The sequence below is a fragment of the Mycobacterium sp. 852002-51961_SCH5331710 genome (genome assembly GCF_001665535.1).
Taxonomy (GTDB): domain Bacteria; phylum Actinomycetota; class Actinomycetes; order Mycobacteriales; family Mycobacteriaceae; genus Mycobacterium.
The window spans coordinates 1-14,513 of record NZ_LZSQ01000129.1; the positions used below are offsets into that span (position 1 = coordinate 1).

The following is a 14,513-nucleotide window of genomic DNA, read 5'->3' on the forward strand; positions in this document are numbered from 1 at the left end:
CGCCCACACGCAGTCGTTCCTCGCCGAGACGGGCAGCGACTCATGATGAGGGCGTCACTTCTCCCCGCGAGCAGACGCGAACCTGCCCATTTTTGGCTCGAATGCGGCAGTTTTACGTCTGCTCGCGGAGGAAACGGGACCCCCGCATGAGGGTTCAGCCGGCCGCGTACCTGCGCACCACGCTGCCGCTGGACCTGTCGGTGCTCGACGACCTCGACAGCGGGCGCTACCACTCGATCTGGATGCCCGATCACATGGTCAGCTTCTGGCCCGACTCGATCTGGACGCCTGAGTTCACCGACCTGGCAACGGTTTCGCCGTCGCCGCACCGCCACCTAGACGCCATGGCGGTCGCGGCGGCCGCGGCGGTGCTGACGAAGAACGTGCCGCTGGTGACCAGCGTCGTCGACACGGTCCGTCGGCACCCGTCGCTACTTGCGCAGAGCGCGCTGACCATCGACCACCTGGCGGCCGGCCGGTTCATCCTCGGGCTGGGCAGCGGAGAGACCGAGAACACCGTGCCGTACGGCTTCGACTTCACGGCGCCGGTCAGCCGGCTCGAGGAGGCGCTACAGGTGATCCGGCTGCTGTGGGAGAGCGACGGCCCGGTCGACTTCGAGGGTCGGTTTCATCGGCTACGCCACGCCCGCCTCGACGCCGAACCGTACGAGGGACGCTTCCCGCGGATCTGGATCGGCGGCAGCGGCCCCCGCACGCTCGACATCGTCGGTCGCTACGCCGACGGATGGTGGCCGACCGGCGCATGGTCGCCGGACGACTATGCCGAAAAGCTCGCCGTCGTCAAGCTATCCGCGGAGAAGGCGGGCCGGGACCCCTCGGCGATCACGCCGTGTTTCATCCAGGTGTGCCTCGTGGGCCGCGACGACGCCGCGCTGGCCGAGATCCTCGAGGCACCGCTGGTCAAGTCGTTCCTCCTGCAGGTGTCGGCCGAGGTGCTGCGCAAGGCCGGCTTCGCCCATCCGATGGGGGAGGACTGGCGCGGATACCAGGACATCGATCCGGCGGTGCTCACCCGCGAGCGCATCGTCGACTTCCTCGGCCGGGTCGAACCGGAGATGATCCTGGCCATGGTCCCGCACGGCACACCGAAACAGCTCGCCGGTGTCATCAAGGACTACGTCGACGCGGGATTGCGCGTGCCCAAGATCATGGACTACGGCGCCATGGCGGGCCTGCGATACACCGCCCAGTCGGCGCAGAACGTGCGGGAAGTCGAGGACGAGCTGATGGCTCTGTGCGGAGGCGTCGAGTGAGCGCGCACCTGGTGGCGGCGGAGATACTGGCCCGCGCACAGGACGAAACCGGGCTGGCCGACTACGGCGATCCCACGCTGCCGCAACGCTTCTCGCTGGTCGTCGATCACCTCAACGCGCTCGGAATGGACGACGACGGCAGGCGGCGCGCCGCGCAAGTGTGCCACTGGCTGCTCACCTCGCGCCTGGAGTTCTTCGAGGACCGCCGGCGCCACCCGGTCGCCGAGGAGGTCATCGAGCGGCCGATGTTCGTCACGGGTGAGCCGCGGTCGGGCACCACGCTGATGCACGCGCTGATGTCGGTCGACCCGGACTCCCGCGCGCTGCGGTTCTGGGAGGTGATGTATCCGTCGCCGCCGCCGGGCACCGTGGAGGGCGAGGATCCGCGTCGCGCACAGGCCGACGCGGACTGGCGCGAGATCAACACCAAGCTGCCGAAATGGCTACACAGCCACCCGTACAACGACATGTTGGGCGACGGGTTGCCCGAAGACGAACGGACCTGGGCCTTCGACTTCCGGGTGCTGACCCCGACCGCGTGGTGGCGCGTGCCGATGCAGACCGTCGTCGGCGGCCTGCCCACCGACCCCGCCGCGCAGTACCGCATCCACAAGGCGATGTTGCAGCAGTTCCAATACGGCCGCCCGCGCAAACAGTGGGTGCTCAAGGGGTTTCACGGGTTCCGGCTCGCCGAGCTGTTCGACGCCTATCCCGACGCCACGCTGATGTGGCTGCACCGCGACCCGGTGCAGGTCGCGGCGTCGCGCACGATGATGATGGCCGACATCCTCGAGGGCATCGTGGGACCGGTCGACCTGCACGCCGCGGCGAAGATGCACCTGGCGTTGACCCGCGAGAGTATCGCCAACACCATGACCCATCCGCTGGTCGACGATCCCCGGATCCTGCATGTGCGCTACGCCGACTTCATCGCCGACCAGGTCGGCACCGTGCGCCGCTACTACGAGTTCCGTGGTCGAGAGTTGACCACCGAGGCCGAGGCCGCCATGCGGCAGTATCTGGCCGACAACCCGGGCGATCGGCACGGCAAGTTCCGCTACTCCACCACGCTGCTCACCGACATCGGTGAGGACCTCGATGCGCTGCACGACGAATTCCGGCCGTTCCGAGAACGTTTCGGCGTGCCGATCGAGAACCGGGGTTGAGGTGCCCGACGAGCGGCTCTCGGTACACAGCGTCACGTTCTACGGGACGCCGGTGGGCGAACTGGTGGAGCACTGGCGAGCGCTGGGGCTGACGCGGCTCAGCCTGATCGATTCGCAACTGACCGAACCGGAGCTGCCGAAGATCGTTGCCGGAGAGGGCTATTCGGTGGAGACGGTGTATCACCTGTTCTCCTCGCGCGACGCACTGCTGAAGGTGATCGACGCCGCCCATGGCCTCGGCGCGCGGGCGGTGTACATGCTGACCGGCGGGCGCCGCGACCTCACCTGGGAGCAGGCGGCGGACCGGTTCAGCGAGGCGGTGACGCCGTGCGCGCGGGTCGCCGAAAGCGCAGGTGTGGCGCTGGCGATCGAGAACGCCTCGAGCCTGTACGCCGACATTCACATCGCGCACTCCTTGCGCGACACGATCACCCTCGCCGAGGCGAGCGGCCTCGGCATCTGCATCGACCTGTTCCACTGCTGGGCCGAGGCGGACCTGACGACGCTGGTGCAGCGTGCACTGCCGCGGACCGTGACGATTCAGTTGAGCGACTACGTGCTCGGCGACCGGGCGCTGCCCGCTCGGGCGGTACCCGGCGACGGAGCCATCCCGATCGCACCGTTCCTCTCGTCGGTGCTGGCCTCGGGCTACGCGCACGGCTTCGACCTCGAGCTGATCGGCCCGCGCATCGACGAAGAAGGCCGATTGGCGGCCGCCCGCCGGGCGTGCGACGTGGTGTCGACGATGCTGGAAGAACTCGACGGCTAGGGGGAACCGGATGGCGTTTGGAGACGGCCGCGACGATGCCGAGCTGAAGTCGGCATGGGACGACTTCTGCGATCGGCTGAAACAGGCGGGGGAGCGGGTCTTCAAGGACCACAACGGCACAGCCGGGATTCACCGCGCCGACGGTTTCCGGTTCCTCACCCAGAACCTCGGGCAGGCGTTCGACCTCGCGCTGGAGACGCGCAACACGCGATATCCCCAGATCCACACCTTTTCCCACCCGACCAGAAAGCTGGGCGGTGACTGTGCGGACTTCCTGTATCAACAGGCGTGGATCGACGGCACGTCGACGTATCGGATCACCGGTGAGCGCGGTACGGCGCCGTTCTTCAACATCACGGTGCAAGGACCACGTCCCGACGGCCCGGACGTGCTACACGAGCCGTTCGGCGACACACCAGAAGCGAACCTGTCTGGCGCGCAACTGAACACGCAACCCGACGGCACCTTCGAAATCTACGTCGGCGGACCGCAGCGGGAACCCAACTGGCTGCCCACCACACCCGGGTCTCGCAAGCTGTTCATCCGGCAGGGATTCGACCGGTGGGAGGAGCGCCCGGCCCGCATGCGCATCGAACGCGTCGACATGGCCGAGCCCAGGCCGGTGCCGAGCCCTGCAGAGATGATCTCGGCCATGGGATGGGCGGGTGATTTCCTGTCCGGGATGATGTCGGACTGGCCTGAATTCCCGTTCGCGTACGGCGGTGTCGATGCCGAGCACCCCAACCGGTTCCCCGACGTGACGGCGACCGGCGCCGACGCCAAGCGTGGTCGCGCGGCGGCCAACATGCACTGGCGACTCGCGTCCGACGAATCGCTGATCCTCGAATTCGACACCCATGACGGGCTGTGGATGCTGACCAACATGGGCCCGTTCTTCACCAGCATGGACTACCTCTACCGCCCGGTGAGCTACACCCCGAGCCGCACCGCGGTCGACACGGACAACACGGTGCGCCTCGTGCTGTCGCACGACGACCCCGGCTACCACAACTGGCTGGACACCCAGGGTTTCGAGCGGGGCAACCTCACCTATCGGCACATGCTGGACGGCGAGCCCGCGGTACTGCGGACAAGGGTGGTCAAGCGCGCCGACCTCCCCGAGGCGCTACCGCACGACACCGCGACCGTGACACCCGCCGAACGCATCGGGCAGATGTGGGCGCGGTTCAACGGAATTCGGCAGCGTTACGGCTGGTAGGGCGCCGGCTCAGAGCCGCTGGAGTTTGAACGTCCAGAACTGCATGCCCGGTGGCCCGTTGAAACATCCGACGTGGTAATGGGACTCGATGGTGCCGACCAGCGATATCTCATCCCAGGAGTACGTTTCGCGAGTGGGCAGCACCTGACCCGGGCACTGCAGACCGTCCGGTACGTCGACGGTCATGGTGTAGCGGCCGTCGACCAGTTTCGCCGGGCCCTCGTAATAGGCGTAGAACTTCAGCCGCGGCCGCGCGCTCACGTAAACACAGTCGAGCGGGCGATCCGGCAGGCAGGCGGTGATGAACCACAGCCAGGAGGCCCGGTCGTACCTGTTGGTGAGCAGGTCGTAGTTGCCAAGGGTCATCATGGCGTTGGCCGGCGGCGGAGTGACGGTGCCGACAGCCATGACCAACGCGGCTGCTGCGACGAAGACCTTCAAGCGCTTCAACGTCGTTCCTCCCATGTCCCCGCCCGCTGCCCATCAAATCACCTTCGCGTCTGTGACGAGCACGGTTCAGGTTATGACGGCGGCTTCCTTGCGTTCCGTGATCGGCCGGGCCAGTTCCTGTTCGTTGCAGATGCGCTGCAGCTTTTCCAACGTCTCGTCGAGGCCAGGACCCAACGGCCTGCTCGGAGTGAAGGTGGCGGGCAGATTGCGCATGCCCTGGATCACGCCGATCGTGTCGTAGTGGACGGTGCCTTCCGGATCGCACACGTAGTCGGGCATCCGGTCCAGCACGGCGGTCAGCATCGACTTGAAGACCGTCCGCGCCACGTTCGAACCGACGCAGCGGTGCACTCCGATACCGAAACTGAAGTGCCGGTTGCCCTTCCGATCGAGGATCACCTCGTTCGGCTTCTCGAACACCGAGGGGTCGCGGTTGGCCATCGCCCACGACAGCCACAGCCGCTCGTACTGCTTGAACTGCTGGCCTTCGACCTCGACGTCCTCGGCGAAGGTCCGGCCGTCGCCGGGCGCCGGGGTGAAGAACCGCAGGAACTCCTCGGTCGCCGGATGCAAGAGCGTGTCGCGCTCGCGGCTGAGGCGCTCCCGTTCGTCGGGGTGTTCCCCGAGCCATTCGAGGGCGTGTGCGGTCAGCGCCGTTGTGGTGTCGAACCCGCCGCCGATGATCAGGCCCAGGTTGCCGAGGATCTCCATGTCCGGAGCCGGTTCGCCGTCGATGCGCAGCTGCAGCAGTGCGTTCACCAGCCCGGGCCGCGGATTCTCTCGGATCTCCATCATGTTGTTGATGAGGTCGATCCCCATCTCACGGTGCTGTTCGTTGATCTTCTCCCGCTCGGGAGCGTGTTCGGGCGTGTAGACCGAGGCGTGCGTCGGCTCGCTGTAGACGTTCCACTTCTTGAGGTCGATGCCCATCATCGCCAGCGTGAACACGGCGGGCACGACATTGGCGAGGTGCTCGACGAAATCGATGCGGCCCGACTCGATGTGCTCGTCGAGTGCCGCGCGGGTGATCTCGTCGACGAACGGCTCCCAGCGTTTGATGGCCGCCGGCGACAGATATGGATTCAGCGCGCCGCGGTAGGCGCTGTGTTCGGGCTCGTCCATCTCGAGGATGCCGCCGCGAACGACGGTGGCACGACTGGCCTTCGGGATCGTGATGCCCTGAAACGGTGTCTCACCGGTGATGTCGTGGTGGTTGGACACCGCGGGGCAGCGGGCCAGCTCGAACACATGCTTGCTGTCCGCGGCGACCCAGTGCCCGTTGTAGGTGTCCGTCCACGCCATCGGGCAGCGGGAGTGCATCTCCTCGGTGATCTTCTCGAACTGCAGACGGTATTCGGGTGTGTGCCGGTCGAAGTGGTACCGGTTCTTCTTGCGGTCCCCGTCGTCGGCTCCGTTGGCTCTTCGCGCCAGCGGCTCATCGCTGTGGACAGTCACGGCGTGTCTCCTATTGGTTTGCGCGGTGTGGGCCGCGCGTCATTCGATGACGATGGCCTGTTCCGGACATGAGTGGGCGGCTTCCCGCACAAGGTCTTCCTGATCCGGGGGAACAACTTCGTTCACCGCCGACGCATGGCCGTCGACATCGTCGAGCTCAAACGAGTCGGGTGCGATCATCGCGCACAGGGTGTGGCCCTGGCACCGCGTGCCGTCAACCGAAACCTTCACTGTCGCAACTCCTTACGCTCAGTTGTGGTAGTCGTACCACTTCAGGTAACCGCCGGCGTCGACGCGCAACTGCGCGCCGGTGACGAAGCGGGCTTCGTCGGAGGCCAACCACAGCACCGCGTTGCTGATGTCCTCGGGCTCGACCCACGGCACCTTCATGGCCTGCTGGACGTAGAACACCGGTTCTGCGTCCTTGAGCTCGGGCTTCTCCAGATCGGGCCGGAAGGACCGGTACATCGGCTCGCTTTGCAACATGTTGGTGTTGCAATTGGTCGGGTGCACGACGTTGGCCCGGATACCGCGCGGCGCCAGCTCGGTGGCGAGGTCGTGGACGTAGGCCGACAATGCGCGCTTGGAATGCACATAGGCCATGCCGCCGGGGTCGTTGCCGGGATCGTTCTTCTGGTGGGTGTCCATCAGCGCGGCGGTGGAACCGGTCGCGATGATCGAGGCGCCCTCCTTGAGGTGCAGCAGCGACACCTGAATGGCGTTGATGGTCCCGATGAGGTTGGTGTTGATGACGTCGATCCACGCTTGCAGCGGCGGTTGGCCTTTCATCCCCGCGACGCCGGCCTGGGCGACGACGATGTCGAGCCCGCCAAGCTGGGAGATGCCGTCCTCGAGCGCGGCCTTGAGCTGTGCGGCGTCGCGCACATCCGCCTTGGCGGTGACCACGCGCTGACCGGTCTTCTCGATGAACGCCGCGGTCTCCTCGAGATCCTCCGGCGTGGCCATGGGATAGCCGATGGTGTCGATGTTCTCGCAGAGGTCGACCGCGATGATGTCGGCGCCCTCCTCAGCCAGCCGTACCGCATGGCTGCGCCCCTGCCCACGCGCCGCACCGGTGACGAATGCGACCTTTCCCTGTACGCGTCCCACTGAGGATCCTTTCCTTATTACTTGTCGCCGCTACGTGTTTCGGCCGCCGTTGACGCCCAAGATCTGTCCGGTGATGTAACCGGCCTCCTCGGAGACCAGGAACGCACACGCAGCCGCGATGTCCTCGGGCTTGCCGATGCGGCGCACCGGTGTCGAGTCGATGTTTTGCTGCACCACCAGATAGCCGCGCTCTTCGGACTTGCGGAGCATCGGGGTGTCGATGAAGCCGGGCGGCACGGCGTTGACCGTGATCCCGCTGGGCCCGTACTCCAGAGCGAGCGATTTGGTGAGCCCATTGACCGCGGATTTGGCCGCCACGTACGGGGCCATGTAGGGCTGGCCGGAATGCGTGCTCGATGACGAGATGTTGACGATGCGACCCCACCCGGCCTCGATCATGTCGGGCAGGACGGCCTGGATGCAGTGGAAGACGCCGTTGAGGTTGACGTCGATGACACGTTGCCAGTCCTCGAATTTCAGATCGGTGAAGCGTTTGAACTTCTCCAGTCCGGCGGCGTTCACGAGGACAGTGATCGGCCCGAGTTGCGCGCGGACGGCGTCGATTGCCTCCTCGACCTGAGCGCGGTCGGTCACGTCGGCCGTATACGCGGAGTCGGCGTCGGATGGATTGACGTCAATGGTGGCGACGTGCATACCGTCGGCGCGCAACCGCTGCGCGACGGCCAGGCCGATGCCCGAGCCGCCTCCCGTGACGACGGCGTTCTTCATACCTGTGCCTCGGCCACAGTCATTCCGCTCCTTGCGTGCGCGTCCCGATGCTGCGCGCGTGCGTTCCCGACGCCATCAAGAATCGTCCTTTCGATTATGAGAACCGTACTCTCGCCTCTTACAACTCCGCAAGACACGGAACCCGAGTGATTCGCACTGGTGAGACGTTCGGCGGCCGATTGTCGCACCGTTATTCCCAGGCAGTGGCGATTCCGATCATTTCCTTGAGTTCTCTCTGTGCGAATGTATGATTCGCCGGTGATGAGAATGGAGTTTCCATCACACTTCGAGAACCCCCACGATTGAGGAGGATGATGCGGGAAGCGACCCTCATCTCGAGTGACGAAACCGCCGCAGGATCGGCCGGCGTCGATCGCCGGTTGTTGATCGGGGGAGAGCTGCTCGAGACCTCCCGCACGTTTCCCTCCCTCAATCCCGCCACCGGGGACGTGCTCGGCCATGCGCCCGATGCCACCGTCGCCGATGCCGAAGCGGCCGTCGCCGCCGCGCGTCGCGCCTTCGACCAAACCGATTGGGCGACCAACACCGAGCTGCGGGTGCGCTGCCTCGAGCAGTTCCACCGAGCGCTCGTCGAACACCGTGACGAACTCGCCGCGCTGACCATCGCCGAGGTCGGCGCCACCGAGGCGCTCTGCCAGGGGGCGCAGCTGGACCAGCCCATCGAGATCGTCCGGTACTACGCCGAGCTCCTGAAGACCTACCCGATGACCGAGGATCTCGGAAACATCGAAAGTCGCGGCATGCAGCACCACCGTTGGGTGGAGAAGGAAGCCGCGGGCGTGGTGGCCGCGATCATCGCCTACAACTACCCGAATCAGCTCGCGCTCGCGAAGCTGGCGCCGGCGCTGGCCGCCGGCTGCACGGTGGTGCTGAAGTCGGCTCCGGACACTCCGCTGATCACGCTCGCGATCGGTGAGCTGATCGCCAACCACACCGACATCCCCGCCGGTGTGGTCAATGTGCTCAGCGGCGCCGATCCCGAGGTGGGCGCCGCGCTGACCGCCAGCCCGGACGTCGACATGGTGACGTTCACCGGGTCGACCCCGACCGGCCGCCGGATCATGGCGGCGGCCAGCGAAACCCTGAAGAAGGTGTTTCTCGAACTCGGCGGCAAGTCCGCCGCGATCGTGCTCGACGACGCGGACTTCAACACCGCGGCGCTGTTCAGCGCGTTCTCGATGGTCACCCACGCCGGACAGGGTTGTGCGCTGACGTCGCGGCTGCTGGTGCCGCGCACGCACCACGACGAGATCGTCGGGCTGATCAAGAACAACTTCGGGCTGGTGCGCCACGGCGATCCCGCCGACCCCGGTACCTACATGGGGCCGCTGATCAGCGAGAAGCAGCGCGACAAGGTCGACGGGATGGTCAAGCGTGCGGTCGAGGCCGGCGCCACGCTGGTGACCGGCGGCGAAAAGGTCGACCCCGGCTTCTTCTACACGCCGACGCTGTTGACCGACGTGGACCCCGACAGCGAGATCGCCCAGGAAGAGGTGTTCGGGCCGGTGCTCGTCGTCATCGCCTACGACGACGACGATGACGCGGTCCGGATCGCCAACAACTCCATCTACGGGCTCTCCGGCGCCGTGTTCGGCAGCGAGGACCGCGCGCTCGCGGTCGCCCGGCGCATCCGCACGGGCACGTTCTCCATCAACGGCGGCAACTACTTCAGCCCCGACAGCCCGTTCGGGGGTTACAAGCAGTCGGGCATCGGCCGCGAGATGGGCCGGGCCGGTCTCGAGGAGTTTCTGGAATCCAAGACGTTCGCAACGGTGGTGAGTGGCTGATGAGTGGACCGTTGGACGGCATCCGCGTCCTGGAAGTCGCGATGTACGGATTCGTCCCATCCGCGGGCGCGGTGCTGCGGGAGTGGGGCGCCGACGTGGTCAAGGTCGAACACGCGGTGACCGGCGACCCGCAGCGGGGGCTGCGGCAGACCGGCCTGTTGCGCGTCGAGGGCGATCCCAACCCCAACATCGAGCACGCCAACCGCGGTAAGCGAAGCATCGGTCTAGACATGTCGGTGCCCGAAGGCAAAGAGGTGTTGCTGGAACTGGCCCGTCGGGCCGACGTCTTCCTCACCAGCTTCCTGCCGGGGCACCGGCAGCGGTTCGGCATCGACGTCGACGACATCCGGGCGGTCAACCCGAACATCATCTACGCCAGGGGCAGCGCACTGGGCCCCCGGGGCGAGGAATCCGTCAAGGGCGGCTACGACATGACCGCGTTCTGGTGCCGCGCCGGCACCGCGGCCACGATCACGCCGCCGGGCACGCCGGGCATGGTCGGCCCGCCGGGGCCCGCCTACGGGGACACGATCTCGGGCACGAACCTCGCGGGCGGCATCGCCGCTGCGCTGCTCAAACGCGAACGCACCGGGGAGCCCTCGGTTGTCGACGTGTCCCTGCTGGGCAGCGGACTGTGGTCGCTGGGGCACACCGTCGCGCTGACCAAACACCTCGGCCAGCGCATGGAGGCCTTCCCGCCGGGGGTGCACGGCTCGCCGATCAACCCGCTCGTGGGGCTGTATCCGACGGCCGATGACCGTTACATCTCGTTCGTGATGATGCAGCCCACCAAGTTCTGGGCCGACGTCTGCAAGCACATGGACCTCGACGACCTCGCCGACGATCCGCGCTTCGCGACCGCCGAGTCGATCGCCGAGAACACCGAGACGGCGGCCGAGATCCTCAAGGAGGCGATGTCGAAGCGTCCGCTCGCCGAATGGAGCGAGCGGTTCGCCACCCTGCTGGGGCCGTGGGCGCCGGTGCAGGACACGCTGCAGGCCGCCGAGGACGCCCAGATCCGCGCGAACGAGTATCTGGTGCAGGCCGGCGAGCTCGAACTAGTTGCCAATCCGGTTCAGTTCGATGTCAGCGCACCCCGAAGCGGACCCGCGCCAGGGTTCGCCGAGCAAACTGACGAGATATTGCTGGAACTCGGATTGGACTGGGACCGCATCATCGAGCTGAAGACGGCCGGCGCCGTCACCTAGAACCGGAAAGACAGCCCATGCCCTACGTCGCCTCGATCGGCACATACCTGCCGTGCTGGGGTGCGCCGCTACACCGCGAGCCCGGTGACGACGAGGACGCGGTCACCCTCGCCGTCGAGGCGGGGCGGGCGGCGCTGATCGCCAGCGGAGCTGTCGAACGCGTGGTTTTGGTCAGTCGCGATCTGCCACTGCTCGACAGCAGCAATGCGGCGGTGCTGTTGGCGGGGCTCGGGCTCGACCCCGAGCTCGAGGTCGACGAGCGGCTCGGTGGTGCACCCGCGACGCTGGACGCCATCAGTTCGGCGAGGCCGCGGACGCTGATCATCGGAACCGACCTCAATCCCGCGGGCGCGGCGGCGATCCTGACCGCGGAGCGGGGTCTGCAGGTGCGCACCGCGGCCCGCGTGGCGCGCAGCCTTCCGGTGCGCACCCGCAAGGCGACCGGCGACGTACACGACTACGGCGACCCCCGGCTCCTGCACGAACGGGGCCTCATCGCTTCCCTGGAGGCGGCGTGGCTGGACACCCCGGCCGCGCTCGCGGGGGTGGACCCGTCGTGGGCGGCCGAGCTGACGATCGGGGACCCGCCCCCGCTGCCGACCACCGGTGCGAGCGCCGGCTTGTTCGCGTTGGCCGGTATGGCCGAACGGAATTCGACCGGCCCGCTGGTAGCCGTCGAACAGGCGAGCCTGTCGGGGATCACGGTGACCGGCGGGGTCGCCGAGTTGCACCGGCGCGAGCCGGCCGCCCGCCCACAGCCCGAGGGCACCGTCGTCGGTGACGCCCAGATCCCGATCTCGCTCGCCGCGTACGAGCGGGCGTTCGAGGCCAAGGTGCGCTGGGAGGCCGGCCGTCATCCCGGTTCCGAGGACCTCGACTTCCCGCCTCGCTACCGACTGGCCGACAACTCCACGCTGTCCACCGGCTATGAACTGATTCCGTTGCCGCGCACCGGAACCGTCTACACCGAGACGACGGTGCACATCCCGGTACCGGGCCTGCGCTCGCCGTACTCCCTGGTGATCGTCGAGCTCGATGGGGTCGGGGTGCGGGCGCTGGTGAAGGTGACGGGGGCCGAGCCGGGTTCGGTGGACATCGGCACCCGCGGCCGGCTGGCCCTGCGCCGTGTCGCCGTGCGGTCCGGGGTTCCGGACTACGGCTACATGTTCGAGCCGGAGTCGGTGGCGGCATGAGGACCCGAAGGCGAGCGGGAGTGAGGATCGCAGCGCAGCGAGGACCGGTGGGCCCACGTCTGCAGGGCAGGGGACGACCGGGAGCCGAGGCATGAGGAAGGTCGCGATCGTCGGCGCCGGAATGACGGCTTTCGGTGAGCATTTCGCGCTCGGGCTCAAGGATCTTCTGCCGATGGCCTTCGCGGAGTGCGCGGCCAGTGTCGACAAGGGGCTGCACAAGTCGGACCTGCAGGCGGCGTGGTTCGGCGCGATGGGCACCGCCGACGGTTTTCCGGCCGGCATTCTCGCCGACACGCTCGGTCTGCCCGACCTACCGGTGACCCGCGTCGAAAACTCTTGTGCCACAGGCAACGACGCGATCCGCAACGCCCTGTTCGGCGTCGCCTCCGGCGCCTTCGACGTCGCGCTGGTGATGGGTGCCGACAAGCTGCGCGACACCACGTCGCGAGACATGTTGTGGGAGTGGGAGGCCATGGCCCGCGACATGGCGTGGGACTACCCGCTCGGCGTCGTGTCGCCCGCCGGGTTCGCGTTGCACGTCCGGCGCTACCTGCACGAGTCGCCGGCCACCGAGGAGCATCTGGCGATGGTGGCGGTGAAGAACCACCGGCACGGTGCCAACAATCCCAAGGCGCGACTGCAATTCGAGATCACCGTCGAGCAGGCGATGGCGGCACCGATCGTCGTCACGCCCTTTCGGCTCTACGACTGCGCACCGCAGAGCGACGGTGCGGCCGCCCTCGTGCTCGCCTCCGAAGACGTCGTCGACCGGTTCACAGACCGCCCGGTGTGGATTCGTGGGGTCGGGCTGGGCCTGGACTCCGTGATGCATCAACACAAAGCGGACATGACGACGATGCCGGCGACGACGCGGGCCGCCAAACAGGCTTTTGAGATGGCCAGTCTTGTTCCTAGCGATGTTCATGTGGCTGAAGTTCACGATTTCTTCACGGGCATCGAATTGATCAGCTATGAAGATCTCGGATTCGCCGAGAGGTTCGGGGGCCACAAACTCGTCGAGGCGGAAGTGACCACTATCGGCGGGGGGTTGCCTGTGAACCCGAGCGGAGGCCTGAAGGCCAAAGGGCATCCGCCCGGTGCGACGGGCGTCGCGCAGTGCGTCGAGCTGTTCGCACAGCTTCGCGGCGAAGCCGTGAACCAGGTGGACGGTGCTCGGATCGGGCTTGCCCATAACATTGGCGGGCCCACGGCAGTGGCGGCAGTGACCATCCTGGAAGGAGACGGCAATGGCGCAAGGTAGCGGTAGCGGACCGGAACGGTGGTCCGCCGGGCTACCGCCGTTGCGGAACCTGGCCGGACCCATGCAGGCGGTCGGTGCGTTGTTCGCGATGTCGGCCGATGCAGTGCGGTTCGTCTTCCGTCGGCCGTTTCAGTGGCGCGAGTTCCTGGAGCAGTGCTGGTTCATCGCCCGGGTGTCATTGGCGCCCACGCTCTTGGTGGCGATCCCGTTCACCGTCCTCGTGTCGTTCACGCTGAACATCCTGCTGCGCGAGTTGGGCGCGGCCGACCTGTCGGGAGCGGGTGCGGCGTTCGGCGCGGTGACCCAGGTGGGCCCGATCGTGACCGTGCTGATCGTCGCCGGGGCCGGCTCGACGGCGATGTGTGCCGACCTGGGATCGCGGACGATCCGCGAGGAGATCGACGCGATGGAGGTACTGGGGATCAACCCGGTCCAGCGCCTGGTGACGCCGCGGATGTTGGCCTCGGGTTTGGTGGCGCTGCTGCTCAACAGCCTGGTGGTCATCATCGGGATCCTCGGCGGCTACACGTTTTCGGTGTTCATTCAGGATGTGAATCCCGGCGCGTTCGCCGCGGGGATCACGCTGCTGACCGGTGTCCCCGAGGTGGTCATCTCGTGCGTGAAGGCGGCGTTGTTCGGGCTGATCGCCGGGCTGGTGGCGTGCTTCCGCGGGCTGACGATCACCGGTGGTGGCGCCAAGGCGGTCGGTAACGCCGTCAACGAGACGGTGGTGTACGCGTTCATGGCGTTGTTCGTGATCAACGTCGTCGTGACCGCGATCGGTATTCGGATGACGACGGGTTAGCGGGGGTCGCCGAATGGGCACGGTTCAGGTTCTTCGTAGTACGTATCCGCGGTTTACTCGGGGTGC

General features: G+C 66.9%; 14 protein-coding genes. 9 read left to right on the forward strand and 5 right to left on the reverse strand.

The genetic code is table 11. From position 1 onward, the window contains the following. Positions 1–146: 146 nt before the first annotated feature. Genes A5752_RS25715 through A5752_RS25730 form a run of 4 tightly spaced genes read left to right on the forward strand, consistent with a single transcriptional unit; the run spans position 147 to position 4,428 of the window. On the forward strand, positions 147–1,274 hold the full coding sequence (locus tag A5752_RS25715; RefSeq protein ID WP_067091977.1) for an LLM class flavin-dependent oxidoreductase: 1,128 nt from the start codon (positions 147–149) through the stop codon (positions 1,272–1,274). Next, positions 1,271–2,440, forward strand: a complete 1,170-nt coding sequence (locus A5752_RS25720; RefSeq protein ID WP_067091979.1) for a sulfotransferase family protein — start codon at positions 1,271–1,273, stop codon at positions 2,438–2,440. Before A5752_RS25715 ends, A5752_RS25720 begins: the two co-directional genes overlap by 4 nt. 1 nt (position 2,441) lies before the next feature. Beyond that, positions 2,442–3,209, forward strand: coding sequence for a sugar phosphate isomerase/epimerase family protein (locus A5752_RS25725; RefSeq protein ID WP_067091981.1), 768 nt, complete (start codon positions 2,442–2,444; stop codon positions 3,207–3,209). Positions 3,210–3,219: 10 nt separating this feature from the next. Continuing rightward, entirely contained in the window at positions 3,220–4,428 is a 1,209-nt protein-coding gene (locus A5752_RS25730; RefSeq protein WP_067091983.1) for a DUF1214 domain-containing protein, read from the forward strand. A gap of 9 nt (positions 4,429–4,437) precedes the next feature. Here the strand turns inward: A5752_RS25730 and A5752_RS25735 are convergent, their stop codons facing one another. From A5752_RS25735 to A5752_RS25755, 5 genes are all read right to left on the reverse strand, one after another. Beyond that, positions 4,438–4,878, reverse strand: coding sequence for a hypothetical protein (locus A5752_RS25735; protein ID WP_067091997.1), 441 nt, complete (start codon positions 4,876–4,878; stop codon positions 4,438–4,440). A gap of 66 nt (positions 4,879–4,944) precedes the next feature. Further along, positions 4,945–6,333: a cytochrome P450 gene (locus A5752_RS25740; RefSeq protein ID WP_231983522.1), complete on the reverse strand. Its 1,389-nt coding sequence runs from the start codon at positions 6,331–6,333 to the stop codon at positions 4,945–4,947. A gap of 39 nt (positions 6,334–6,372) precedes the next feature. Then, a complete protein-coding gene (locus tag A5752_RS25745; RefSeq protein WP_064397030.1) occupies positions 6,373–6,564 on the reverse strand; it encodes a ferredoxin in 192 nt (63 codons plus the stop codon). A gap of 18 nt (positions 6,565–6,582) precedes the next feature. After that, the gene (locus A5752_RS25750; RefSeq protein ID WP_067091985.1) at positions 6,583–7,443 is read right to left on the reverse strand and encodes a mycofactocin-coupled SDR family oxidoreductase; all 861 of its coding nucleotides are present in this window, start codon (positions 7,441–7,443) and stop codon (positions 6,583–6,585) included. A gap of 30 nt (positions 7,444–7,473) precedes the next feature. After that, positions 7,474–8,172, reverse strand: coding sequence for an SDR family NAD(P)-dependent oxidoreductase (locus A5752_RS25755; RefSeq protein WP_067091987.1), 699 nt, complete (start codon positions 8,170–8,172; stop codon positions 7,474–7,476). A 314-nt stretch (positions 8,173–8,486) separates the two neighbouring features. Here A5752_RS25755 and A5752_RS25760 point away from each other — a divergent pair, with 314 nt between their 5' ends. The 5 genes from A5752_RS25760 (at position 8,487) to A5752_RS25780 (ending at position 14,447) form a co-directional block, all read left to right on the forward strand. Continuing rightward, positions 8,487–9,980, forward strand: a complete 1,494-nt coding sequence (locus tag A5752_RS25760) for an aldehyde dehydrogenase family protein (protein ID WP_067092001.1) — start codon at positions 8,487–8,489, stop codon at positions 9,978–9,980. Continuing rightward, complete coding sequence (locus A5752_RS25765; protein WP_067091989.1) at positions 9,980–11,188, forward strand: CaiB/BaiF CoA transferase family protein; 1,209 nt, start codon at positions 9,980–9,982, stop codon at positions 11,186–11,188. The genes A5752_RS25760 and A5752_RS25765 overlap by 1 nt, the downstream gene beginning before the upstream one ends. Positions 11,189–11,205: 17 nt before the next feature. Then, positions 11,206–12,381 carry an OB-fold domain-containing protein gene (locus A5752_RS25770; RefSeq protein WP_067091991.1) on the forward strand — a complete coding sequence of 392 codons (1,176 nt, stop codon included), beginning with the start codon at positions 11,206–11,208 and terminating at the stop codon, positions 12,379–12,381. Positions 12,382–12,472: 91 nt separating this feature from the next. Then, complete coding sequence (locus tag A5752_RS25775) at positions 12,473–13,642, forward strand: thiolase C-terminal domain-containing protein (protein ID WP_067091993.1); 1,170 nt, start codon at positions 12,473–12,475, stop codon at positions 13,640–13,642. Further along, entirely contained in the window at positions 13,629–14,447 is an 819-nt protein-coding gene (locus A5752_RS25780; RefSeq protein ID WP_067091995.1) for an MlaE family ABC transporter permease, read from the forward strand. Before A5752_RS25775 ends, A5752_RS25780 begins: the two co-directional genes overlap by 14 nt. Positions 14,448–14,513 lie beyond the last annotated feature (66 nt).

Bases quoted from the DNA above. Each gene is read 5' to 3' on its own strand.
- A5752_RS25770 (WP_067091991.1), top strand. From the start codon at position 11,206: ATGCCCTACGTCGCCTCGATCGGCACATACCTGCCGTGCTGGGGTGCG.
- A5752_RS25765 (WP_067091989.1), top strand. From the start codon at position 9,980: ATGAGTGGACCGTTGGACGGCATCCGCGTCCTGGAAGTCGCGATGTAC.
- A5752_RS25715 (WP_067091977.1), top strand. From the start codon at position 147: ATGAGGGTTCAGCCGGCCGCGTACCTGCGCACCACGCTGCCGCTGGAC.
- A5752_RS25760 (WP_067092001.1), top strand. From the start codon at position 8,487: ATGCGGGAAGCGACCCTCATCTCGAGTGACGAAACCGCCGCAGGATCG.
- A5752_RS25780 (WP_067091995.1), top strand. From the start codon at position 13,629: ATGGCGCAAGGTAGCGGTAGCGGACCGGAACGGTGGTCCGCCGGGCTA.
- A5752_RS25755 (WP_067091987.1), bottom strand. From the start codon at position 8,172: ATGAAGAACGCCGTCGTCACGGGAGGCGGCTCGGGCATCGGCCTGGCC.
- A5752_RS25730 (WP_067091983.1), top strand. From the start codon at position 3,220: ATGGCGTTTGGAGACGGCCGCGACGATGCCGAGCTGAAGTCGGCATGG.
- A5752_RS25775 (WP_067091993.1), top strand. From the start codon at position 12,473: ATGAGGAAGGTCGCGATCGTCGGCGCCGGAATGACGGCTTTCGGTGAG.